Source organism: Pararhizobium capsulatum DSM 1112 (assembly GCF_030814475.1).
Taxonomy (GTDB): domain Bacteria; phylum Pseudomonadota; class Alphaproteobacteria; order Rhizobiales; family Rhizobiaceae; genus Pararhizobium; species Pararhizobium capsulatum.
The window spans coordinates 582,584-605,400 of the sequence record NZ_JAUSVF010000003.1; the positions used below are offsets into that span (position 1 = coordinate 582,584).

The 22,817-nt window shown below is 56.4% G+C and carries 19 protein-coding genes and 5 pseudogenes; 12 read left to right on the forward strand and 12 right to left on the reverse strand.

Annotation, left to right across the window (positions count from 1 at the left end; translation table 11 throughout):
- Window positions 1–17: 17 nt before the first annotated feature.
- The 4 genes from repC to QO002_RS27955 form a co-directional block, all read right to left on the reverse strand.
- Window positions 18–1,232, reverse strand: a complete 1,215-nt coding sequence (repC, locus tag QO002_RS27940; protein WP_307236121.1) for a plasmid replication protein RepC — start codon at window positions 1,230–1,232, stop codon at window positions 18–20.
- Window positions 1,233–1,384: 152 nt separating this feature from the next.
- Window positions 1,385–2,395, reverse strand: coding sequence for a plasmid partitioning protein RepB (repB, locus tag QO002_RS27945; RefSeq protein WP_307236123.1), 1,011 nt, complete (start codon window positions 2,393–2,395; stop codon window positions 1,385–1,387).
- Window positions 2,392–3,570 carry a plasmid partitioning protein RepA gene (repA, locus tag QO002_RS27950; RefSeq protein ID WP_307236126.1) on the reverse strand — a complete coding sequence of 393 codons (1,179 nt, stop codon included), beginning with the start codon at window positions 3,568–3,570 and terminating at the stop codon, window positions 2,392–2,394. Before repA ends, repB begins: the two co-directional genes overlap by 4 nt.
- A 257-nt stretch (window positions 3,571–3,827) precedes the next feature.
- On the reverse strand, window positions 3,828–5,333 hold the full coding sequence (locus tag QO002_RS27955; RefSeq protein WP_442417773.1) for a S10 family peptidase: 1,506 nt from the start codon (window positions 5,331–5,333) through the stop codon (window positions 3,828–3,830).
- Window positions 5,334–5,408: 75 nt separating this feature from the next.
- Here QO002_RS27955 and QO002_RS27960 point away from each other — a divergent pair, with 75 nt between their 5' ends.
- Entirely contained in the window at window positions 5,409–6,035 is a 627-nt protein-coding gene (locus tag QO002_RS27960; RefSeq protein WP_307236130.1) for a hypothetical protein, read from the forward strand.
- An 11-nt stretch (window positions 6,036–6,046) separates the two neighbouring features.
- On the opposite strand, the pseudogene QO002_RS27965 reads toward QO002_RS27960, so the two are convergent.
- The 3 genes and pseudogenes from QO002_RS27965 to QO002_RS27975 all read right to left on the reverse strand — a co-directional run.
- Window positions 6,047–6,799, reverse strand: a pseudogene (locus QO002_RS27965) (Fic family protein); the annotation flags it as partial.
- A gap of 122 nt (window positions 6,800–6,921) precedes the next feature.
- Entirely contained in the window at window positions 6,922–7,179 is a 258-nt protein-coding gene (locus tag QO002_RS27970; RefSeq protein WP_307236132.1) for a DUF6429 family protein, read from the reverse strand.
- A gap of 58 nt (window positions 7,180–7,237) precedes the next feature.
- A pseudogene (locus tag QO002_RS27975) lies at window positions 7,238–7,591 on the reverse strand (DUF4172 domain-containing protein); the annotation flags it as partial.
- A 2,107-nt stretch (window positions 7,592–9,698) separates the two neighbouring features.
- Here QO002_RS27975 and QO002_RS27980 point away from each other — a divergent pair.
- Window positions 9,699–9,941 (forward strand): hypothetical protein, encoded by a 243-nt coding sequence (locus QO002_RS27980; protein ID WP_307236134.1) that lies wholly within the window; start codon window positions 9,699–9,701, stop codon window positions 9,939–9,941.
- 1,058 nt (window positions 9,942–10,999) lie between these two features.
- Window positions 11,000–11,251: a DUF982 domain-containing protein gene (locus QO002_RS31015; RefSeq protein WP_370878615.1), complete on the forward strand. Its 252-nt coding sequence runs from the start codon at window positions 11,000–11,002 to the stop codon at window positions 11,249–11,251.
- 397 nt (window positions 11,252–11,648) lie between these two features.
- Here the strand turns inward: QO002_RS31015 and QO002_RS27985 are convergent, their stop codons facing one another.
- Both QO002_RS27985 and QO002_RS27990 read right to left on the reverse strand, forming a co-directional pair.
- Window positions 11,649–11,888 (reverse strand): hypothetical protein, encoded by a 240-nt coding sequence (locus tag QO002_RS27985; protein WP_307236136.1) that lies wholly within the window; start codon window positions 11,886–11,888, stop codon window positions 11,649–11,651.
- A complete protein-coding gene (locus QO002_RS27990) occupies window positions 11,888–12,091 on the reverse strand; it encodes a hypothetical protein (protein WP_307236138.1) in 204 nt (67 codons plus the stop codon). The genes QO002_RS27985 and QO002_RS27990 overlap by 1 nt, the downstream gene beginning before the upstream one ends.
- Window positions 12,092–12,233: 142 nt before the next feature.
- Between QO002_RS27990 and QO002_RS27995 the strand changes: the two are divergent.
- The 5 genes and pseudogenes from QO002_RS27995 to QO002_RS28015 all read left to right on the forward strand — a co-directional run bounded on the left by QO002_RS27995 (window position 12,234) and on the right by QO002_RS28015 (window position 19,334).
- Window positions 12,234–13,146: pseudogene (locus QO002_RS27995) on the forward strand (HWE histidine kinase domain-containing protein).
- 134 nt (window positions 13,147–13,280) lie between these two features.
- Window positions 13,281–15,932 carry a DNA ligase D gene (gene ligD / locus QO002_RS28000; protein WP_307236140.1) on the forward strand — a complete coding sequence of 884 codons (2,652 nt, stop codon included), beginning with the start codon at window positions 13,281–13,283 and terminating at the stop codon, window positions 15,930–15,932.
- A pseudogene (locus QO002_RS28005) lies at window positions 15,932–16,989 on the forward strand (ATP-dependent DNA ligase). Before ligD ends, QO002_RS28005 begins: the two are co-directional and overlap by 1 nt.
- A 146-nt stretch (window positions 16,990–17,135) precedes the next feature.
- Window positions 17,136–18,038, forward strand: coding sequence for a DUF72 domain-containing protein (locus QO002_RS28010; protein ID WP_307236143.1), 903 nt, complete (start codon window positions 17,136–17,138; stop codon window positions 18,036–18,038).
- Window positions 18,039–18,164: 126 nt separating this feature from the next.
- Window positions 18,165–19,334: a zinc-dependent alcohol dehydrogenase gene (locus tag QO002_RS28015; protein ID WP_307236289.1), complete on the forward strand. Its 1,170-nt coding sequence runs from the start codon at window positions 18,165–18,167 to the stop codon at window positions 19,332–19,334.
- Between the two features lie 100 nt (window positions 19,335–19,434).
- Here the strand turns inward: QO002_RS28015 and QO002_RS28020 are convergent, their stop codons facing one another.
- From QO002_RS28020 to QO002_RS31025, 3 genes and pseudogenes are all read right to left on the reverse strand, one after another.
- Window positions 19,435–19,575 (reverse strand): hypothetical protein, encoded by a 141-nt coding sequence (locus tag QO002_RS28020; RefSeq protein ID WP_307236145.1) that lies wholly within the window; start codon window positions 19,573–19,575, stop codon window positions 19,435–19,437.
- Window positions 19,569–19,793 (reverse strand): annotated as a pseudogene (locus QO002_RS31020) (ATP-binding protein); the annotation flags it as partial. The pseudogene QO002_RS31020 and the gene QO002_RS28020, both read right to left, overlap by 7 nt.
- Complete coding sequence (locus QO002_RS31025; protein ID WP_370878616.1) at window positions 19,727–20,026, reverse strand: histidine kinase dimerization/phosphoacceptor domain -containing protein; 300 nt, start codon at window positions 20,024–20,026, stop codon at window positions 19,727–19,729. The gene QO002_RS31025 and the pseudogene QO002_RS31020, both read right to left, overlap by 67 nt.
- Before the next feature lie 41 nt (window positions 20,027–20,067).
- Here QO002_RS31025 and QO002_RS28025 point away from each other — a divergent pair, with 41 nt between their 5' ends.
- The 4 genes from QO002_RS28025 to QO002_RS28040 all read left to right on the forward strand — a co-directional run bounded on the left by QO002_RS28025 (window position 20,068) and on the right by QO002_RS28040 (window position 21,320).
- A complete protein-coding gene (locus QO002_RS28025; protein ID WP_307236147.1) occupies window positions 20,068–20,274 on the forward strand; it encodes a hypothetical protein in 207 nt (68 codons plus the stop codon).
- Between the two features lie 153 nt (window positions 20,275–20,427).
- A complete protein-coding gene (locus tag QO002_RS28030) occupies window positions 20,428–20,664 on the forward strand; it encodes a hypothetical protein (protein WP_307236291.1) in 237 nt (78 codons plus the stop codon).
- 82 nt (window positions 20,665–20,746) lie between these two features.
- On the forward strand, window positions 20,747–21,037 hold the full coding sequence (locus QO002_RS28035; protein ID WP_307236149.1) for a hypothetical protein: 291 nt from the start codon (window positions 20,747–20,749) through the stop codon (window positions 21,035–21,037).
- Complete coding sequence (locus QO002_RS28040; protein ID WP_307236151.1) at window positions 20,964–21,320, forward strand: hypothetical protein; 357 nt, start codon at window positions 20,964–20,966, stop codon at window positions 21,318–21,320. The genes QO002_RS28035 and QO002_RS28040 overlap by 74 nt, the downstream gene beginning before the upstream one ends.
- The last annotated feature ends 1,497 nt before the right edge of the window (window positions 21,321–22,817 follow it).

Genomic DNA, 22,817 nt, shown 5'->3' on the forward strand with positions numbered 1-22,817 from the left:
CTCTGCGTCCGCCGTCCTTAGCCGGTTTTCTGCTGCACCGATCCGTTGAGCCGCAGCAACGCCATCAGCATCGGTCCAATGGAAAACTCCCCTCGCCGCGCGCGCGCCGTGAGATCCCGCAGATAGCCGCCGGCCGAGTTGATGTGCCCGGCCCGCTCGAGAATGCAAGCAATCGCGACCGCGGCATTCTCGGCCCCGAGCGCTTCGCAGGCCTCCTCGTAGGCCGACGGGCTGACGCCGAGCATCGATCGAACCACCACGGCAGCGGTGCGCATGTCGCGCCAGTTCTCGATCTTGCCCCCCTGCCCGTAAGCGGACATCTCCGGGCAGGCTCGCAACACCAGTCCCAACGGAAACACCTGCGGCGTCTCCCGCTTCGGCTCGTTGTGTGGCACGGCCGGTTCGCCCTGCTCGTTTTCAGAGCGAGGTTCAAGTTCATAGCTGGATTTGGTTTTTGAATTCTGTATGTGCTGACGGTGTTCGCCATCAATGGTGACGGTTTTTTCTGAAATCAGCTGAAGTTCCAGCAGGTTGATCACTTCTTCATGCAGAAGGTCGAGTTCCTCGGCGCATCCGGACAGTTCCTCACCGGATTTTACCTTCGAAAGACGTCCGGCAGCGGCGATGTAGTGACCTTCAACCATGCCCCAGTCACCGGAAGCCCCCTCCTCCATGGCGGCAGAGATCAGCTTGCGGATATCTCTACGGCGCAATGAAATCCGTTCTTTCAGGATTTTGAGGCGCCGTCGCTCTTCGGCGACATCCTGCGCCATCAGCGCAAGCTCTTCGGCGCGGGCAAGAAGCGGTGCCAGGCTGAAGCCATAGGCGGTTTCGATCGCCCCGTCCCTGCCCTTGCGGGCATAACGCTTGCCGTTCGGGCTGTCGTTTCTATGGATCAGGCCGGCATCGACCAGCAGTGCCAGGTTCTCGCGAAGTGTCGTGCCGGCAATACCGTTGGCGCGTGCTGTCAGCTGCGCATTCGACGGGAACACCACGAGGTTTTCGTCGTCGCTCAGTTCGGTCTCCGGATAAAACGTCAGCAAGGCGTTGAGAACCGCCAGGGCACGGTCCCGCAGGCCCAGAATGGTGCGGGCATCGCAGGCGTCACGGTAGATCTTCCATTTGTCGACCGACCTGCCCTGCTTGGCGCCCGCTGTCTCCAGCTGCCCCCTGATCAAGGCAAGCGTCATCGGCCGCCGCCCGAAGGGCGTCGTCACACTTCCACTCTGCATTTCCTTCACCTCTCAAAAGGCAAAAGAAATCCGCTCACCAAAACGATGCCAAAGACTCTTGACTGTGATTCGGGGAAATGCGATTCTCTAGTTGCTAGACACGAGAAGGGCTTCCACGACGGTAACGTTTGGGGGCCTTTTTCTTTTGCGGTTTAGTCTCCTGTTTTCTCTTGAACGCCGAGGCCGGCGATATATTCGTCGTGCAAAGCTTCGATTCTAGAAGCCATGAAGTCGACGAATCCGGCAGTGACTGCCTTTTCAAATCTCAGCGTTGAGCCGCTCTTTGCATGGCTCAATACCGCCAAGGTAATGCCTTTTGAAACAACGTTTGTTGCGCCCAGTGCCGATCGGGACGATCCTGCGTTATGATCCAGCGCCGCAAGAACCTTTGCAAATCTATGCTCGCTCGGGGCAGCATTCAGGCTGGGAACCAGAGTTGCCTGCGCGCGCCGCACAGCATCGGGGTTTGCCGACCACTTCTCGGCGAACTCGACCCATCGGCGGCGGCCTATGTCCTTTGCCGGCCCGATCCTGACAAGAATATCACCGGGAACCGTGCCCGCGACGCGCAGCATTTCCGAGATATGAGACTTGCCCGTCGATAGGGACGCGGAGATAACGTCCCTGCTGAAGCCAGCATTCTCCTGCGCCAACGCGAACGCGCATTTCTCGATGAACGATAGATCATTGCGGTTTGTATTTTCTTCGCCCTGAAAGACGACCGCCTGCTCGTCAGAGAGATCCCTGATCGTGGCTTTGAACTTTATGGCAAGCGTCCGCGCAGCCGCCAGACGCCTGCGGCCGTAGACGATCTGAAAACACCCGGGACGTTCAGGATGCGGACGAACCAAGCCGGGCACGATCTGTCCGCGCACGCGGATCGATTCGACGATTTCCGCGACGGACGTGGAATGCGCCATGTCTTCAAAACGGTCACTGATCGCGGAGTTGAGGATTAGATCGGGATCCAGTTCAACAACATGCTCGCCGTCCTTCAGAAGCTTGTCGGCAAGTTGTCCGCGTTCCTGAATTTCCCGTATCCCTGCAGCTACCTTTTGCAAATGGGGCGATGCGGTCTTGACTTCGAGACGAGCAGGATCCGGCATCTCGGTCCGGTTTCCCAGCACATTTGCAAACAGACCTTTCGAATCCTTCAAGCTCATTCCCGCCCCCACGATCTCCAGAGCAAATTCTCAATTTCCGAATTTGCCGCATTGATGGATTCCATCGCCCGATCATAGGTTTTCGGCGCGGAAAATCTGGCACGCTGAACCTCGTATAGGCTTTGTTTCCACGTCAGCGCGTCGGCCACTGCGGCAGATTTTATGACCATGTTCAAGAGCAGGTCCTCGCCAAAAACTTGCCGCATGAGGGCCGTCATATTGGCTTGAGGATGATCGTTGGGTTCGAATTTTGTCACAAGAAACTTTGCAAAGTCCCATTGCGCGGATGTCCCCATGTCGCTCAGGATCTGCATGTAGGACGCAGCGAGTTCCAGAAACTTGCCGGTTGAATCCACATCGAGCATGTGTGCCGGAACCGGAATAAGCACACCTGTCGCAGCCGTAAGAGAGGAAAGCGTGAGAAAGTTCAGCGAGGGCGCTGAATCCATCAGGATCACATCGTAGTCGTCTGCCACCTGTTCCAGCGCCTGCGAAACGCGCAGGAGGAAACTGGTGCCGCCGCTCTTTCTCATCTCGAGTGCCACCGATGTTTCGAACTCGGTGAGATCCAAGCCAGCGCAGATCACATCTAGGCCGACAAGGTGGGTTTTGTGAATCAACTGCTTTGTGGGGACTGGATCGTCAAAACGAATGGCCGAGAACAGCGTATCGCCCTCGCGGGCATCGAAGCCCGGCAGGGATCCGTGCAAGCTCGTCAGTGACGCCTGCGGATCGAGATCCAAGGCCAGAACACGGTAGCCTTTCAACGCCAGGAAATGCGCCAGATGGATCGTCGTCGAGGTTTTGCTCGAACCGCCCTTAAAATTCGTCACGGCAATAATCTGGCACTCCTCGCCCTCAATCCGGCGAGGATTTATCCACTTCTTTCTGCCATGTTCAGACAGGTACGTTCTCAGTTCGAGCACTTGCTCAAGCGTATACAAGCGCCGACCATTAGCCGTTACCTCCGGCGTCGGCCCTTTTTCCTTGAGAGAAATCTGCCTGATATAGGCTTCGGTAACGTCAAGAAGTTCGGCAACTTCAGACGATGCAAACTTCCGCATCGTTCGACTGGCATCAGGCGGGAATTGAGCCATACTCAAATTTTTCAGCGCCAATTCCAGCTTTCCGGAAAAGGTCTGCATAAAATCCAGGCTACTCAGTTGGCGACGCATCAAAAAACCTCATTCATCGATCGTTCCGAGTTAGCATGCAGTTTGGTTAACAAACAATCAGCGCTGCCAAGTCTACGGTAAAAATCGATAATTCGGCAAAATGCCGTAGCTTCACAGTAGCTCGATTCGCGTGACGAGTCCAAGGTGCAAGTAGTTCCCCGCGGGGAATGCGGAGGAAACAGTTCCCCGCGGGGAACGGGTTGCTGGTTGCGTGGTTTTGCAAGGCAATAGGGCGGCCCCCTCGGCCGCCATTCCCGTCACCCTGGAGCAGAATAGAATGCGCGAGCATCTTCCGAAAATGCCTTTCGCGCTGCCGTCGACGTATAGAACATATGTCCGCCTCGATAGAGTTTAATCTCCACCCGCCCCGCAACAAGCGCTGGCGGCAGATGATCGAGCACATATTTGCTAAAGCCATAAGGCGTGAGCGCATCACTATATCCGTGCGCCACCATCACTCGAAACTGGGGAATGACCGATAGAAGATCGCGGATGTCCGTCGCCGCGCTGGCGGTAACGCGACTTTCGTCACCCCGCCCACCGCTCCATTTCCATTCATGGTTTACATCCTCATTGAGCAGGATGTAGGTCATATCAGTTCTAAAGCCGAGCTCGTCGCGGGCGTAGGAAGCAAAGGCGGCGCCGTAACCCCGGGTGAAGCCATCAAGGATCGGATCATCATTCTGACTAGTGGCCGTTTCAGGATAGGCATCGACAGCCGAATGCCCCGCATCATAGGGACTAACTACCCTGCCCGCGCCTGCAGACTGCTTTTGATAAATGTCTCCAACAAAGCCGCGTGCTCCCGACACGTACTGTTGCGGAATACCCGTCAGCGCAGAAACACGGGCATAAAGTTCGTCCGACGACGTCCCCTTCAAGGGTGGACCTGCGAGCGAGACGAGATAGTCGGTCATCGCAAAACGCTCGGCGTCATTGACCAGTTTCGGATCAAACGCATTCCTGCGTTCGAGGTAAGCTGCCGCAAGCGACGGAAGCTGCAGCGCTGCAGCTAGAGGATCGTCGTCGGCGCCCCACAAAAACCGGCCCTCGATCATCGGTGAAATCATCACGACACCCGAGACGAGAATCCCCTGCGTATCTTTCAAAGCGGACGCGACTTTGGCCGCTCGAAATCCACCATAGCTCTCACCCGCGAGATATTTCGGAGACGATACGCGCCCGTTCTTCTGCGTATACAAGGCAATGACCTTGGCAAGGCTTTCGGCGTCCTGACGGACCCCATAGAAGGTTTTGCCATCTTCATTGCTGGCCGCGCGGCTCCAGCCGGTTCCGACGGGATCGATGAGGACCAGGTCGGTGAACGCAAGCCAGCTATCCGGATTGTCGCTGAGGAATGGCCGGGTACCATCATCCTGATGCCGTCCAAATTCGAGGATGCGTGGACCAAACAGACCAAGGTGAAGATAGGCTGAAGCCGCACCCGGCCCACCGTTGAACACGAAGGTAAGTGGACGGTTGATCGCGGCGGACCTGGCAACATGGGCGGTATAGAAGACTTTGGCAGCGCGCGCGCCGGACTGACCAAACAGCTCAAGTGTGCCGGCCGTGGTCGTGTAGGGCAGGGCCTCATGATCCGTCTTCAGACTGTGCTCGGTGACCGAATCTGGTGGGATCAGGCTGAAGATTCCACCGGACACGGTTGGTTTCGGCTGCCGGTCACCTGCCTCCTGCGCCCAGAGGGGCGCGACGAGAAGCGCGAAGAACACCGCAGCGATGTTGTTAATATGGGTCGCTCGCACGTTATCACCCCTCTTGGCAAGCTTCGCTCCAAGGAGTGTAATGCAGTCGACCTCGCTTAGCGAACTCAACTCAACTTGATCGCGCCATGGCAAATGAGGGTCGGGATTGACAGTGAACGCTGTCTCCTTCCTTTTGCTCCGACCATAAAGCAGCGCTTGCCGCCAAGTAGACCGGACAAAAATTCCATGAATGTTGCACGCTACGCCGACACCATCGCAGACCTGAGGGTACTGTTAGCCGAACTGGACCGGACGCCGGAACAGTTCCAGACATTCGATGTACGCCTGGAGCTGGCCGCAGCCGGAAGCCTCGTTGTCTACGAAACAAAGCGGCGAAAAGGCCAGACGGACAGTCTCTATTATGGCCGTTCCGCCACCGGCCAGAACCAGCAGATTTCACAGGCAACGGCGTTCTCCGCCATCGACCGGTTTTTCGCGCTCGGGCAATTTGCTGCTTTGACTGGCCAGATGACAACCGGCAGTGCCTCAAAGCCGCAATCGGTGGACGCGCAATATCCGCACTGCGCCGTCAACTTTTCCTATCGCAAGAAAGGCCAACCCGTTGCGCGCTCCATGCTGATGGTTTTCGTCGGATTCAATGATGAAGCCGATGCGTTGCAATTTGTCACAACGTTGGATGACTTATCAATGTTCGTAACGCAGCGACCGCACAATACCGCGAAGGCCCATGAGTGGAAATGAGCGAGGAGACGCTAAAGGTTCAGAGCGTACCGTGTATGCCGGCGTTCTCCCTGTCGCAAAAGCGCACCCCTCGCCACTAGGTCCACAAGATCGCGCGTCGCCGTTGCCCGTGAGGTCCTTGTGATCGCGATGTAATTTTCAGCGCTCAGTCCAACTATGAACCCGGATGGTCCTTCCCGGAACATGCGGGCGATGGCTTTCTCCTGACGGACATTGAACTGGCCGCGGAACCGGTCATAGAAACGTGCCTTGGAAATATGGAATGCGACGCGCTTGAGGGTAGTTTGCTGTGCCTTTAGCACCGTCTCCGCGAAGTACACGAGCCATTCTGTGACATCGAGGATACGTTGATTTTGCTCTAGCTGGTCGTAGTAGGCCCTTCGACTATTCTCGATGGTGTGCGCAAGTGCAATGAGGCTTGGCCGCTCAATATTCTGAGCCAGCGACTTCTCCGCCAGCGCCCGGCCAATTCGGCCGTTGCCATCTTCAAACGGGTGGATGCTCTCAAAATAGAGATGGCCGAGACCAGCGCGTGTCACAGCGGGCAGGGGAGTGGCACAATTCGGCCCCGATCTGTTGAACCATTCGACATAAGCCGTCATTTCACGAGGCACCTGCCTGGATGGTGGAGCTTCGTAGTGAATGATCGGCTTGTCGTGCCGACCGGAAACGAGATGCATGGCATCGTCATGAACCCGGTACCCGCCGATGGTGCCGATGTGGCGGTTTCCACTCATCAACATGTTGTGCCAACGAAACATGGTCGTACGCCTCCGAGGAGGGCCGCCTTGCTAAGAAGTGAGGCGAACTGGATGCTCTGTCTATATGGACGTCAATATAGACAGTGTGAGAACCGTGGATTTAACGATAGAGAAGCGGCCGCAAGTTAGCCGCATGGAGATTGTCGATAGCATTGCGGCCGCCGCGTAAACAGCTCCCGGAACAACGCTTCCGAACGCTCCAAGCCTTCAACGGTCAGGATCAATGACTTCGACTTGTTGACTGGGTCGCCGATCAAGCCCTTCTTGTGAAGCCGATCCGTCGTTGCCCAGTCGAAGCCCTTCCAGGCACAACGCTCGTTATGCAGCGTCAGCCATAACAGCGCCAAAACGGCATCGTCGATCTTGTCCTCATCGATCTCCATCAACCGACGTTAGCACGCGCGGCGCCCAAAATCCTGCGGCCCTGCTCGGATGGATACACATGGTCTCGTGGTCGAGCGGAAGGCTCCAGGAACTATATACATCGATCATTATCTCAGCGATGCCGCGCTCCTGCGGCCTGACAGGGCGAGCGTCGACATCGAGACCGAACTGGCGACGCAGGGAGGACTGCACGCTCAGACGATCGAGCATTTCACCCTCGATCTCCGACGTTTTCACCGCCTCGTCGCTGAGGAGTTCAATGCGCAGAAGGTCACGTTCTTCAGCGCTGAGATGACGGATCGCGCCGATTATCTCGCTGGAGGAAGAAAGGAACCGATTCTCGAACGGTGTGATCTGCACAGGGTCATAGGCGAAGTGCGGCCAGCCTTTTTGTGTCCAATTCCAACTCATGAGTTATAGGAAACCCCCTCTATACCTCACAATACCGCATATAAGTGATTTACAGACATCCAATCTATCCATCAGTCCGTTTCATAAGGCAAGCCCACGGCAGACATTGTAGCGGCCGGAAGCACGGCATCCCATGAAGCGCGCTAATCGCAGATATGGAAAAATAGTGCACGCTGCCGCTGTCCGTAGCGGCAAGGGGTGGGCTGTCCCTAACGGCAGCGTACCCTCGTAGTTTACCGCCGCGATGCGGCGGCGAAATTTGGGCAATTACGCCCGAGACGTTCTTCAACTGGCCAATATCAAAGCTTCTAGCCGGCCCGACCTTGGCGAGACGCCGTACCTTTCCAATTCCTCGCCATTCCCTCAATTGCGAGCTTGGCGTCGGTTGGGAAACTGGCCGATCGAGTTATTTTCTTAACGCGGCTAGCGACGGCAGAGGCGACGGCTCTGGGGAGCACAGTTTGTCGTCCAAGGATTACAAAATCCCCGATTTCTGACTCAAGTTCAATCACCTCCGATAGGCGGTACTTATCGATAGTCATGCGCAGGTTCGGTGCCACACGCCCAAGGCTGCCCGGCCTTAACATCCTAGTATCACATCATATGGGCGTTCAGCGAATTTGCGACGGTTACAAGCCATCCAATGTCATGTGGCAGAAACCAAGGCAATCGCAGCAGGGGAGGGCGAGGCCTGTCTTTGCGTCCCATTTACTGCTATACCTTACGAGCCATTCGAGAACTGGGCATTTAACCGGCATTATCAGTCGTTACGAGGTCAAGACGGGCGGTGCGGTTTCAAGCAGGTATACCAACTTAACCGCTCTCAATCAGGCACCTCTGGCCGCTAGTCCATCGAAGGCGATGGGGATGTCCCTCGAAATCCGACTGGCGAGTTGGCCAAGTTTGGCGATGTGCCCCTTCCGCTCCGGCTGCACAAACATGCGGGCGCACGTTTCTCGCAGGTTAGCGCGCTTGCTCGCTTTTTGCCGTACTCTTCGGCTTCTTCCTGGAAAGCCTGTGCTCATCTGCCGCCGTTGAAAATCGACGCAACCCAGACGCCCCGGAGATTTTTTCACACTCAGCTTATTTCAGTCAGATGATTTATTCCTAAATTTGACATCGATAATGCAACCATAGGGCATGCCGGTAACGCCGACATCCTCCTTTTGGAGTAGAATCCAAAACCTTTCACGAACAGGTGATCATTCGACGGGGAACGCGTCGAGAGCCGCGGGGATCGTGTAGGCGTTTTGAACTCGGACTGCTCTTCATACAGAACGCCCCAGCTGCCGCCTTCACGGCGGGGCTTTTTGCTGTTGAAAATCGGCATGGCTCCGCCCATATCGAAAGTTGCCCAACCAGGCACGAAAGGAGGTTCGCGCGCAAAATGGATGCAGAATTTTTCGCTGGGCACGACCAACCTTTGAGCCCGGCCGATCTGGAAATCTGTCAGTCGGCATTTGATGCTTTGTGCGAGGCGCAAGGGATCGAGAAAACGTCAGCAATGGCGCACGATGCTGCCGCTGCTTCGATTATTCGGCTCTATCGCGGAGGGGTTCGAAACGTAGCGGCCCTGCAAACTCTCGCGACCGGACAGTCATAGCGCTCGTTGCGCCCCCATGGGTTCGCAGTGAGAACCACCCCGCGTCAAGGACGGCAGGGTGGTCGAGGTCCGCTGCATCAACGGCCAACTCAATACTATATGGAACTGAGTTCCGCTTTCTCCATTTCTTCGGTTTTTGGACGGAGAACCCTAAATGATACCCTATGCATGGACGATCGAAGCTAATGGCCGGCAGCCCCTTCAGAGGGTCACGACGATAGAAGAAATGCATGACGTCTTGCGCGTCCTCGACCTCCCCGGCGTCGTACCGCCTGATTGTGTCACATGGGACGCATGGAATGGCGCCCGCGGGCGCTATACGCACGATTGTGGTGGTGATGACGAGTGGTCTGTTAGTTGGACCAGGGTCGGGGGACCAGGGACGTGAAAGACCCTCGTTCGTGAGGCTATTCGCAGTTGGCTCGAGTTAGCACATTGGATGAATTGACCGATAGGGCAGACCGGCACACCTTTTCGTGGGGGAAGACGAGGAGGGATTTCGCTATGCTGATTGCCGTGGCTGCGTATTTCGTCATGGCATTAATCTTTGTGGCATTTCTCTACATGGACCGGCAGGCCCTGCCCCGACCCGGTTGGACGCCGAGCAGAGTACTGGCAATGCTGCTCGCAGTCGTATGGCCCGGAATCCTGTTGGTCCTACTCACCACGCACTTTGTGATGAAGGCCAACAAGGTCCAAGACAATGCGACGATCCCCGAATGGGCAAAAGGAGTGCAAGGCGACTAGCCCAGGTATGCCCCAACGACCCCGGTAATCACCCTGTTTTTAACGGGGCTCCGCAGTTGAATTCACGCGGCCATTTTCAGTTTCTGTGCGGGTGTTATGTCGCCTATGCCTATATTGGGCCGTTCGTGTTGTCGGTCCCCACGTGGACGGCTCCCACTTGCAAGCATTTTTAAAGATATTTTGATCGGATCGCTTGCCTGGGTACCCAATCCGGGCAACTCCGCCAGGTTTTTGCAATTGATCACGGCAAGCCGCTTGAGCCTCGCACCACCCAGGTCCAACTGCTCTAGTTGTGTCTGGTCTTCAACGCGCAGCGCTGATAGCGCGGGCAACCGAGACAGATCACCACCGTTGTTAGGCCCTGCATGCGGATAATTTGCAAAATTTCAAGAGACTTGCTCGACAGGTCGGCACGGGCTCCCAAGATCAACTTTAGCTACTTCAGCGTCGATATGCCGTTCACAAAATTCAGCGCATATTTCTTGGCATAACCGCTTAACCTTAGCGTCCGCAAGCGACGCACGCCTTCCAACCCGTCGATACCCTTTGAGTGGCCGTGGATAAAAAGTCTGTCCAGCAACTCGCAGTCAGCCAAAGGTTAAAGATCAAAGTTCCGCTTGCGGTTTTCAGCGAGCGAAAGCTGCGCCAAGTGGCGAAGTTCTATCGTTCTCAAAAAGTCGGGGCGGTCCAGCTCGAAGATCCCGAAGTCGAGTAACGTAAGATTTGGAGCCGCCAGATCTCCTCCTCATTGTCGATTGCTGGCCGCGCTCAACCGCGACGTCGTTTGCGTCAAGCAACGCTTTTGCTCTCCTCGATTGTCTGGGGGCCCCGCGCCAATCGAGACGACATCGCCCTCGATGCGAATAAGATAGTAGCGCGTGCTTTTGGTGCTCATCCGGCTTATCCATCAGGGCTAGTATCCGATGCGCCTCAACGCGCCGATTGCCCGCATGTTCCGGGACTCCGTTCATGATCAAATTTCATCGAGGTCTCGGAACTTTCATTTAATGCGAGTTATGTCGCCGCGCACAAAACGTGTTGTTATCGAGCGTACGATCATGCCCCAAATTCATTGGCAGAAGCCCGTCAAGGTCGCCTCCCACGAAGGTGAGGAACACATCATACCGGGACCAGCCGAAGCTTTGAGAAGCCTGGATCGCTGGATACGCCGCGAGGGCTGCTTCTACGAACGGGCCAAAGACCGGTGTCATGCCGCTCTTGAACTAGGGCAACCACCCGAAGACGCCCGACGTGCCTTCATCGTAGCAGCTTTGGATATGGATGTTCCATGCGCTCGAAGACGATTGTAAGCCAGGGACAGTCCCCGGCCCGGCCGTGCACACTCGCACCGAAGCAGGCCGTGTCGCAGAAGAATAGAGGCGACGAAGCCCTACATTCCTGTGGCATCCCGTCGCCTTTTTCATTTCGTAAGCGGAGTGGCGGGAACGTGCCCGCTATGATGAACAGGGTTGTCATCTCCTTCGGCTTCGACAGGCTTTTCTTCGTCTGCCGATTGTCCTGTACGAGCCGGAGGAACGCCAGCGTATTCGCTGGCTATGTCAGCCTGCTCCGGCAGAGGCTGAGGTTCAACATCCCCGCTTGACGGCTGAGGTTTTAAACCGGGCCTTGTCAGAAAGGTCTTCATTCGGCGGCTTGTTCATATCCCTTTTCTTCCTACGATACATGGCGGCGGTGCGTGTCCGACCGCTATCCGCGAAATTCCTCATCCCTGATGTCGCGGTCATCATGGTTCAGATCCCAGTCCTTTTCCGGAGGCTTTTGACCCGGAGGCGCTCTGTTCAAAGTGGCATCGTCCGATCCCGTGATGACGCATGGCTCGGCGCTGGCAACGCCGTTGTTGGCGCTATGCTTCAGACCACGCGCGTATTGACCCTTCCCGTCTCCCTCGACGGTTTCGGGCGGTGTGTCCCTTTTGCTTTTGCTCATCACCTATCTCCCTTGGTTTTTCCGAAGTCGGTTGCCTTGTTACGATTAGGGTAGTTGAGGTTTTCTCCTAGGGCGTCGCGATCGGTCTCCGGATTATCGATAGCTGGAAGATATCCGCGTGGGCGCGTCTGCTCGGGCCCTTCCCACCTCGGGGACTGGTCGGTCGTACCTGCGGGGCCGGGTTTGGGTGTTTCCTGTTCCATGGGACATCTCCTTTATGATGGCGGAAAACTATCGGCCGCTGCGGAAGTTCCGCACCGTCGATGATCTCGTATGTCCTCAGTGACAACATTGAACAATCGTGTTGCCGCCGCGTTCATCGTCACCGAGCGGCGAGGAGCGTGCATGTCAGAACAACTCGACCCAAAAACCGATCTTCACGGCGACGATCCGTCCGCGGCATCCCGGCAAGGATTTGCCGACCGCAAGGAGCTCGCCTCTTTCGCCTTCGAGCGCACCCGTATGCCCATGGTCGTGGCAGACGCCAGAGCGCCTGATCAGCCGATCGTGCTGGCAAATTCCTCGTTCCTGGAACTGACGGGCTACACCGCGGACGAGGTCATCGGCCGGAACCGCTTTCTGGAACCAGTTGCACACCAGCCCTCTCCGCGCCGATGACGGGACGGTCGACTACATTTTTGCATCCCAGGTTGATGTCACAGAACGTCGACGGATCGAGGCACTCGAGGCTACAGAACGCCGCCTCCTCAAAGAAGTCGATCATCGCGCCAAAAACGTGATGGCAATCGTCGAAAGCATCGTCCGGCTGAGCAATGCGCAAGATCCGGAGCGATATGCCGCCGCGATACAGATGCGCGTCCAAGCGTTGGCGCGGGTGCACACGATGCTCGCTGAAAGTGGATGGACTGCAGTGAATATTGAGGACGTCGTGCGACAGCAGGTCATACCGTTCGCGGAAGAACGGCTGTCGCTGGAAGGTCCGTCCATCATGCTGCCGCCGCCGCTGGTCCAGCCGCTCGCCTTGGTGCTGCACGAGCTCGTCGTCAACGCCACGCGTCATGGTAGCCTGCTTTTTTCGGAGGGTCAGATAGCAGTGAAATGGATGGCGTTACCGGAAAACCACGGCTTTGAGCTCAGATGGGACGAGGCAGGTCCTCGTCGAGAGTTGGGTGAATGGAAGCCAGGATTCGGCTCGATGCTTATCGCTGCGATGGTGGAAACACAGCTCAAAGGGACGGTTCATAAGACGTGGGCGGAGAGCGGCCTGAAATTGCGGATAGCGGTCCCACTTCACTGACGATCATTGCCGTACCCTCAGCTATTCAGACGGAAAGGTCTGAGCGTCAGGTCCTGTAGAGCAAAGGCCGGCGATGCATCCTTTGCCTCGCCCGCGCGTTATGGCGATCATCATCGAAGATGTTCGAGGTTGCGATGTCCGACGACAAGCTGTCCAAATACAAGGCGAAACGCGACTTCAAGCTGACGAAGGAGCCCAGCGGTGCAGGTAAGCTCAATGCCTCCAATCGCATGCGGTTCGTCATTCAGAAACACGACGCCACACGACTCCATTACGATCTCCGACTTGAGCTCGATGGAGTCTTCAAATCCTGGGCGGTGACGAAAGGACCGTCGCTCGATCCCCACGACAAGCGCTTGGCCGTGGAAGTCGAAGATCATCCCCTCGACTATGGTGACTTCGAGGGCACAATTCCTAAGGGCCAATACGGCGGAGGCACCGTCATGCTCTGGGATCGCGGCCATTGGGAGCCGGAAGGAAAGAAGACCCCGCAACAGGCGCTTGAGGACGGTGATTTCAAATTCACCCTGGAGGGTCAGCGTCTGCATGGCAGCTTCGTCCTTGTTCGGATGAAGCACGACCGCAATGGCGAAAAGCGCACCAACTGGCTGCTGATCAAGCACCAGGATGGTGATGCCGTCGACAGCCATGGTGATGCGATCCTGGAGGATGCCACCTCTGTCGCCTCCGGACGGACCATGGATATCATCGCCTCTGGCAAGGGCCGCAAACCCAGGCCCTTCATGGTTGCCGGCGACGCCGTTGCGGCAGACGCGGTTTGGGACAGCAATCATGGACTCGCCGCTGAAGAACGGAAAGCGAAGGCACCGAAGCGCATTTCGAAAACGTCAGTGAAAGAGCCGACCTCGACAATGCCCGACTTCGTCCATCCGCAGCTCTGCGAAAGTCTCAAACGCCCTCCATCCGCAAACAACTGGATCCATGAGATCAAGTTTGACGGTTACAGGATACAGGCGCGGGTTGTTGATGGCGAGGTCACGCTGAAGACACGCAAGGGACTGGACTGGACGGCTAAGTATCCTGCGATCGCAAAGTCCTTCGCGGCGTTGCCGGACACTGTAATTGACGGCGAGATCTGTGCACTCGACGAACATGGCGCTCCTGATTTTGCAGCACTCCAGGCGGCGCTGTCGGAAGAAAAAACAGACGATCTGGTTTATTTTGCATTCGACCTGCTATTCGAGGGGGACAAGGACTGGCGCGACAGTAAGCTGGTCGACCGAAAGGCGCGTCTACAGTCGATCCTGAGCGATAGTGGCGGCGACGATCCGCGCCTACGGTATGTCGATCATTTCGAAACCGGTGGCGACGCTGTCCTCAAATCAGCCTGCAAGCTGTCGCTCGAGGGCATCATCTCCAAGCAGGCCGACGTGCCGTACCGATCCGGTCGAACGAAGACCTGGGTCAAGTCCAAATGTCGCGCGGGCCATGAGGTCGTCATTGGAGGCTGGTCAACAACAGGCGGCAACTTCCGTTCTTTGCTCGTAGGGGTCAACCGTGGCGACAGCTTCATCTACGTCGGGCGGGTGGGAACGGGCTACAGCGCCGCAAAGGTCGCGACCTTGTTGCCGAAGCTGAAAGAGATTGAGTCAAAGACCTCTCCATTTACCGGAGTTGGCGCGCCGAAGCGCGAGCCCGGCGTTGTCTGGGTCAAGCCGGAGCTTGTCGCTGAGATCGAGTTCGAAGGCTGGACTGCCGATGGCAAGGTGAGACAGGCGGCGTTCAAGGGATTGCGGGAGGACAAACCTGCCTCCGAGGTGGAAGCGGAAAAACCTGCCGAGCCGGAAACGACGGAGCTCCCCGAACCTCAAAAAGACCGCAAGACTTCCAGCCGCCGCTCGTCTGCGAAAATAAATGTCATGGGCGTTATGATCTCAAACCCTGACAAGCCGCTCTGGCCGGATGCAAACGATGGAAAGCCTGCCACCAAGCGGGACCTCGCCGAATATCTGGAAGCTGTCGGTCTCTGGATAATAGATCACATCAAGGGTCGACCATGCTCGATCATCCGTGCACCGGATGGAATCGGCGGCGAGCAGTTCTTTCAACGGCATGCGATGATGGGGACGTCGAACCTCCTTGAGCTTGTCACGGTCTTTGGCGATCGAAAGCCTTACCTTCAGATCGACCGCATCGAAGGGCTTGCCGCGGTCGCTCAGGTCGCTGCCGTCGAGCTTCATCCGTGGAACTGCGAACCCGGCCAACCGGAAGTGGCTGGGAGGCTTGTATTCGACCTCGACCCCGGACCTGATGTTCCGTTTTCCACCGTCGTTGAAGCCGCCAAAGAAATGCGCGACCGCCTTGATGCCCTCGGTCTCGTCAGTTTCTGCAAGACCACAGGCGGGAAGGGTTTGCATGTCGTCACGCCGCTTGAGGTGGCAAAGCGAAGCAAGCTGACGTGGCCGGAAGCCAAGGCCTTCGCGCACGATGTCTGCCTGCAGATGGCCCGTGACGCGCCCGATCGGTATCTCGTGAAGATGGCCAAGAAGCTTCGCAACGGCCGCATCTTCCTCGACTACCTGCGCAATGACCGAATGGCCACGGCGGTTGCGCCCTTATCACCGCGCGCCCGCCCAGGTGCGACTGTGTCGATGCCTCTGACATGGTCTCAGGTCAAATTGGATCTTGATCCGATGCGTTTCACCATCCGCACTGTTCCAGCGCTCCTGAAAAAGACGAAGGCCTGGGAAGATTATTGCGAGGGGCAGCGGTCACTGGAACGGGCGATAAAGCTCCTGGCGAAGTCCAATAAGGCTGCCGCATGATGACGAAAGGATCCGAGCAGAAGAAGATCGGTTACGTCACGTTCGGTATTTCACTCGACACGAGGCCGATGGAAGCCAAGTCAGCAACAGCGCTTCCCTCAGACGAGGGTTGGCAGTACGAGCCCAAATGGGATGGGTTCAGATGTCTTGCTTTTAAAGAAGGGGACAGCGTCGACCTGCGGGCCAAATCCGGCAAGCCGCTAGGACGATACTTCCCAGAGCTGGTTGCTTACCTCGCTGCACTTCCCATCGAGCGGTTCGTGGTCGACGGCGAACTGGTTATCGAGATCGTAGGAAAGCTATCGTTTGAGGCGCTGCAAATGCGCTTGCATCCGGCAGATAGCCGCATTCGAAAGCTATCAGCAGCAACGCCAGCGAAGTTCATACTTTTCGACCTGCTAATGAACCCGCAAGGCGATGACGTTCGAACTGAACCGCTCCTTCAACGACGCGCCGAGCTCGAAGCGCTGGTGGGAAACAAGGTCGACAAGAGTCGGCTCGCGCTATCGCCTTATTCCCACGAGATCGCGCAGGCCAAGCTTTGGCTTTCGGATGCGGGAAGCGGTTCAACGGACGGCGTCGTATGCAAAGGGCTCGACGGACCGTACCTCGCCGGGGAGCGTGCGATGCTGAAGGTGAAGCGTTGCGGACGGCGGACTGTGTCGTCGGAGGGTTTCGGTATGAAACTGACAGCAAACAAGTCGGATCGCTTCTGCTTGGATTGTACAACGATGATGGAAAGCTCGACCACGTGGGGTTCACGTCCGCTATCAGCGATGACCAGCGGGCAGACCTCACGAAAAAACTGGAAGAATTGCGAGAGCCGCCGGGGTTCACGGGGAAGGCTCCGGGAGGCCCAAGTCGGTGGAGCACCGAACGAAGCGCGGAATGGGTGCCGCTGAAGTCGGCGCTCGTGGTTGAAGTCAGGTTTGATCATGTCACAGGCGGCCGTTTTCGGCACGGCACAAAGCTCATGAGATGGAGGCCTGACAAAGCTCCCTCGCAGTGCACCTTCGAACAGATAGATTCGGCTCAGCCCGACGATCTCACATTGTGACCATCGGCTTCGTCTCGCTAGTTTTTAACGCTGTTATTTAGTGGAACAGGATTGCCCTGGACTGGTTGAGCTTGCCGAGAAAACAGGTGGACAGCTGATGGGTGCACGGACCTCCAGTGCACATAGGCAGGGATGGATCAAGTGGTATGGTTGACCGCTCGCCTGAAGCAGTAGCCGAGCGGCGGGCACGTCGCGCCGAACGGAGACGGAAGCAGCGGGACGCGAATGTCGGGCGCGCCGAGAAAATGCATGAAGCTAGGATTGCCGCTCGCGACGGCGAAAAGGATGCCAGCCTCCTGCCATCGTTATCCGGCCGAACTCTTATAGGCTGTTCGGGCTGGTACTATTGGCACTGGAAGGGACATTTCTATCCGGCTGATACCCCGTCAAATGAAATTTTCAATATATACCAGTCGACCTTCGAGACGGTCGAACTTAATGCGCCGTTCTATTCCTGGCCGACCATTGCTGCGGTCAAGACATGGCTTCGGCAGGCCAAGCCGAGCTTTGTCTACACCGTCAAGGTTTGTGAACTCATCACGCACGTCAAGCGCTTCGAAGATACGAAAACCTTGGTCGAAGACTTCGCCTATATTGCCGACCTGCTTTGTCAACAAATGGGGTGCTTCCTGTTTCAGCTGCCACCGAGCGTCCAATACAGTGACGAGACGTTGCACTTAATCCTGTCGCAATTGGATCGCTCACGTCGAAACGTCGTCGAATTCCGGCACCAGAGTTGGTGGAATGAGAATGTCTTCAATGCATTCACCGAGGCGGGAGTAATTTTCTGCTCCTGCAGCGGCCCTCGGTTGCCGGACGAGTTGGTACGGACTGCCGACGATATCTACGTCCGTTTCCATGGAACCAAAGCTTGGTATCGTCATGACTACAGCGACGAGGAACTACTGATTTGGGCAGATCGGATCCGTGCGAGCGGAGCTGAGACGACGTGGGTCTATTTCAACAACGATCGCAACGGCTACTCCATAAAAAATGCAAAGCGACTGGCGGAACTCCTGAGGACGCGTGACCCGTCGACTATTCCATAAAGCGGGCCATCGTGGCCGTCGATGTCTTGCGAAAGCATCTTGATCACTGCAGCCTTTATCGGTCATCAGAGGGGGAACATCTGCTGGCTCATTCAGTTGTGCGACATAATCAACGGAGGTTTCGATATGCGCGCACTTTGCTGGCACGGAAAAGGTGACGTTCGCGTCGATACTGTTCCCGATCCCAAAATCCAACATTCTCGAGATGCCATCATCAAGATAACCTGCTGCGCTATCTGCGGTTCTGACCTGCATCTTCTGGACGGCTATCAGCCAACGATGGAAAGCGGAGACATCCTTGGCCATGAAAACATGGGCGAAGTTATTGAACTGGGTTCAGACGTCACCAACCTGAAAATCGGCGACCGCGTTGTTGTCCCATTTACAATAAGCTGCGGCAATTGCTGGTTTTGCAAACAGGGAATGTATTCCTGCTGTGACACGACAAACCCCAATGCCCAGATCGCACGCAAGGCGATGGGCCATTCACCAGCAGGGCTGTTTGGGTTCAGCCATATGCTCGGTGGATACAGTGGGGGGCAGGCGGAATATTTGCGCGTGCCTATGGCGGATGTCGGCCCGATCAAGGTGCCAGACAGTGTCTCAGACGAGCAGGCACTTTTCCTATCCGACATTTTTCCCACAGGTTACATGGCTGCCGAAAATGCGCAGATTAAAACCGGAGATACGGTAGCAATTTGGGGATGTGGCCCCGTGGGACAGTTTGCAATCCGCTCGGCTCTCATGATGGGTGCAGGACGGGTGATTGCAATCGATGAAGTATCTGAACGCCTGGCGATGGCGGAAGCGGGCGGGGCGGAAACGATTAACTTCTCCGAAACTGATGTCTATGGCGAACTCATGTCGCGTACCGCAGACCGGGGGCCTGATAGTTGCATTGACGCAGTTGGATGTGAGGCATCAGGTCACGGCTCCGCCGATGCTCTTCTGGATAAGGCTAAGGCAGCGCTGTATCTCGCCACCGATCGGGTTCATGTGATCCGCGAGGCGATAATGAGTTGTCGGAAAGGCGGGACGATATCCATTCCGGGCGTCTATGTTGGAATGGGCGATAAAATTCCGATCGGCGCGGCGATGAACAAAGGGCTTACCCTGAAGATGGGACAAACCCATGTGCAAAAATATACAAAACCGCTTCTCGAGAAAATCGAAGCGGGCGAGATCGATCCCAGCTTCGTAGTCACGCACCCAGCGGCGCTGGAAGATGCTCCCCAAATGTACAAGAAATTTCGCGACAAGGAGGATGGTGTGATCAAGGTCGTACTCAGGCCATAGCCGGCATACTGGACGTCGCCAGTAATGATCGTCGCGTCGTCCTAACCCTGGCATAAGGGACTTCATTGACTTCGCCGCGGCAGCGTCACGGGTGTCGAGCTTATTTGCCGCCCTGCAGGATCCCTTCGTCCGCCCGGACGATGATTTCAAGTTCTGCGGTGAACACGGTTCCATCGCGAACTTCCTGAATATATTCGCCATGCAACTGGCTGACCACGCCGCCGATGAATCTTGTACCCATCCCGGCATGGCCTGCGACTTGTCGAAGCCGTCTCCGTCATCGGCGATGACCAGGCAGGCGCGGGACTGCGAAAGCGCCCTGAGCGAGATGGTGATGTTGCCCTTGCGATCGTGCGGGAATGCATATTTCAGGCTGTTGGTCACCACCTCGTTCACAAGCAATGCCAGCGGCGTTGCGTTGTCAGCGGAGACGCTGATATCCTCGATCTTATAATCCACAGTGACGCGGTCTCCGTTCGCACTCCCAACGTGTCGACGATGGCCGGGATGAGATAACGGGTCGACACTCCGGCGAACTGGTAGCGGCTGTAAATCTGTTCATGCACGGCGATCATCGCGGCAATTCTGTCGAACAGCGACTTCTGCGTCTCAGCGGGAAGCTGTTGCATCCGGATGACCGACTGAACCGACTGGAAATTGTTTTTCACCCGGTGGTGGATTTCTCGCAGCAGGAGCTAATTCTGTTCGAGGGCGGCCGAAAGTCGAGACATGAATGGTTGATTTGAAGGGGTTCATGATGACGAATGTCACGATGAGCGCGGCATTGGCAGCAGGAGCGGATGCGAAATTGCTGCTTCAGCATCTCCCGCAACACGAGGACAATTTCACCAAGACCGGGCAGAAGAAGGCGGCCCACCTGTTTCCGGCCGCGGCCTTTTTGATGGAGAACTCTTCCAGCATCATGCCTCAAACGCCGTAAGCAACCGATACCGCCCCTGATGGACGACGCACCTGAATATGCTCATTCGTTGATGCCCGATGATGTCCGGATCGGAAAACTTTCCAATTCTGGTTGTTGACTCTCCGCGGCTCAAATGAGAACATTATGAGAACAAATGACGAGGTAGTTTTCATGGCGACGGCGCAAAAATTCATCATCCTTCAGTTCAAGAAGGTGCGTGGTGGTATCGCGCCGGGCGAGATGAGGCAGGCATCGAGTGCAGCCAGTGCGGAGAAGATTGCGACAGCTATGGCACCACGTCATTCCGGCGTTGCCGCCTATTCCGTCATGGTTGATGAGGAGAGCGGAGATATGACTGACCCGAAGATCCTTTGCCAGTTTGGCGAAATCGCGGACCTCGCCGCGTAAGGGCATCACGCCCACACAGATGACAATTCAAAACCTGCAACTGCTGTGAGAACAGGAGATCGAAGACGTGTGCCCGCAAGTCATGAGCGCCGAAACCCACGAGACCATTTTTGCAGGTCCGGTCGATGAAATCGCGTCCGTGCTGGCCTGGCACGATGGGGATGTGCGCGCCTCGATCCGAACGCTGCTCGGCGATCTGAAACAAGCCCGTGAGCAACTGGCATTCGCCGAACTGATAATGGGAACCGGGTTCAGCCGCGGCTGGAAGCCCAGCACAGGAACCGCAAAGGAGATCGATGATGCGAATTCAGTTCAATCACATGCTGAAAGAGAAACCGATCGAGGTTTACTGGACGCCCATCGAACGGTGTAACCTGATCGAGACGCCGCCTTCACTTCTCCAATCGGCGGGCGGCATCTTCCAGGCCAAGAACCTTGAGGCATATGCCACGAGCATCTTTGAGTTGATCAGTTGCGCGCCCTTTGGGCTCTTTTACCTGCTGCGTGACACCCGCCGGCGCGAATACCTCGGCGTGTACTGCGTAAATGGGGAGGCTTCGCGGCCCGTCTTGATCAAGGAAGATATCGTTGAACGGGCAATGGAGCGACTGGAAGAACATTGCCGGGTCGGAAACTGGCGCGTCGAACTGATTTAGCCTGCAAAGCAGAATTCGGGTCTGCGCTTACTAGCCCCGGCGACTACGCAAAATGGAGCCACCCTGCGTGAGTGCTTGCAGGATGGCTCGAGTCCGGTTTGGGGAACCGGGCGCTCGGCGATGTGGTCCACGCATGCAATGATCGAGGACTACTTGGGGGCACCAATAAGCGCCTCACAAGGTCCCTGACATTTTCAAATTGCGTAACCCTACAATTACAGGGGCACGACACAAACGGTTCCACGGCGTTCTTAAGGTAGTGAACGCTGCGGCCACCAACCCGTGCGAGTGCATGTCAATTCTGTCTTTGGGCCAAGTTCTCGGGTTTTTCTTTCGATCCGGCGAGACAATTGAGCCAACTTGACACCTGTGTGCATCCTGTCAGTTTTCCCTAAAGGACGGGGGGAACTATGGATAGGTTTCTGGAATTCACAGGGATTGGCATTGTCATCGTGACGTTTGGTGCCGCAGTGGCGGTGTTTATGAGCGCAGGACATGCGCCCGGTCCGGGTCTACTGGGAGTGCCTACCTGGGCGCTCCCAACTATTGTGGGAGGCGTGGTCCTTGCAGCCTTCGGCCGGATGCTAGGAGAACTTAAAGCGTTACGTCACGAGGCCGCAAAGCAGACTGGGACGCTGGACAAGATTTCGTCTTATCTTTCGCGCCGCCGCCCCTGAACAGCCTCCCCGAACCAGCTATCGAGGTTCTCAAACCATGACTCACACAACCGAGTTCATCGCGGAACTGATTAGGGCCGTGAATGAAGTTGATCTGCTGGCCACGTTCGAAGTGAGCCGGCGATCCGAGGCATGCGCGAGCAAATCGGCGTAGAGAAAATAGGACTGTGTCACGATGGAAGCAGGGAATTCAGACCACGGCAGCTACACCCACAACGAAGGCGGCGCAGACGAGTAGTCTGTTAGGTGGACGAAGGTTGATGGGGCTAAGGCGTAACCCCTCGGCGAGTAAGCCATCCAAGCCATATCACCGAGGGGCCCCTACTCTGCAGCTGCCGGGTTAGATTAGCAGATGCTGAATGTTTGCCAAGCAACCTCTCAGACGAGCATAGGGAACAAAAAAGGCCCCCGCTGCGCAGCGAGGGCCTTGCGATTATATACTCTCGAAAACTGCGCCACCCGAAAATTGCTGCTCCCCAATGAGGAAGACTATATTAGAACTAGGCCATATTAGCTAGTGCCGAATCCGAAGATGAAGGGTGGTGGGGGCTAGGCCCATTGGCTGAGTTGACCAGAGCTGCCTTCAGGAAGACCATCACGCGACAAAAATGACGGCGAACCCACCGCCGCCGCAAACCTGGGGAGGATTGCGAGATGATTGTTGCACCATTCCTATATGGTTTCGGCACGCTACTGTTTGTGGCTATGCCGTACCTTGAAAATGAGTGGAAGCATGCGTCTTGGACGCTCCCCCGGCTAGCCGTGCTTGCGCTCTGTATTCTCTGGCCCGCGCTAATTTTCGCATTCGTCGTCGCAATCG

Coding starts and splice junctions, on each gene's coding strand:
- repC (WP_307236121.1), bottom strand. CDS start 1,232: ATGCAGAGTGGAAGTGTGACGACGCCCTTCGGGCGGCGGCCGATGACG.
- repB (WP_307236123.1), bottom strand. CDS start 2,395: ATGAGCTTGAAGGATTCGAAAGGTCTGTTTGCAAATGTGCTGGGAAAC.
- repA (WP_307236126.1), bottom strand. CDS start 3,570: ATGCGTCGCCAACTGAGTAGCCTGGATTTTATGCAGACCTTTTCCGGA.
- QO002_RS27970 (WP_307236132.1), bottom strand. CDS start 7,179: ATGGAGATCGATGAGGACAAGATCGACGATGCCGTTTTGGCGCTGTTA.
- QO002_RS27980 (WP_307236134.1), top strand. CDS start 9,699: ATGCTGATTGCCGTGGCTGCGTATTTCGTCATGGCATTAATCTTTGTG.
- QO002_RS31015 (WP_370878615.1), top strand. CDS start 11,000: ATGCCCCAAATTCATTGGCAGAAGCCCGTCAAGGTCGCCTCCCACGAA.
- QO002_RS27985 (WP_307236136.1), bottom strand. CDS start 11,888: ATGAGCAAAAGCAAAAGGGACACACCGCCCGAAACCGTCGAGGGAGAC.
- QO002_RS27990 (WP_307236138.1), bottom strand. CDS start 12,091: ATGGAACAGGAAACACCCAAACCCGGCCCCGCAGGTACGACCGACCAG.
- ligD (WP_307236140.1), top strand. CDS start 13,281: ATGTCCGACGACAAGCTGTCCAAATACAAGGCGAAACGCGACTTCAAG.
- QO002_RS28010 (WP_307236143.1), top strand. CDS start 17,136: ATGGTTGACCGCTCGCCTGAAGCAGTAGCCGAGCGGCGGGCACGTCGC.
- QO002_RS28015 (WP_307236289.1), top strand. CDS start 18,165: ATGCGCGCACTTTGCTGGCACGGAAAAGGTGACGTTCGCGTCGATACT.
- QO002_RS28020 (WP_307236145.1), bottom strand. CDS start 19,575: ATGGGTACAAGATTCATCGGCGGCGTGGTCAGCCAGTTGCATGGCGAA.
- QO002_RS28025 (WP_307236147.1), top strand. CDS start 20,068: ATGGTTGATTTGAAGGGGTTCATGATGACGAATGTCACGATGAGCGCG.
- QO002_RS28030 (WP_307236291.1), top strand. CDS start 20,428: ATGGCGACGGCGCAAAAATTCATCATCCTTCAGTTCAAGAAGGTGCGT.
- QO002_RS28035 (WP_307236149.1), top strand. CDS start 20,747: ATGAGCGCCGAAACCCACGAGACCATTTTTGCAGGTCCGGTCGATGAA.
- QO002_RS28040 (WP_307236151.1), top strand. CDS start 20,964: ATGCGAATTCAGTTCAATCACATGCTGAAAGAGAAACCGATCGAGGTT.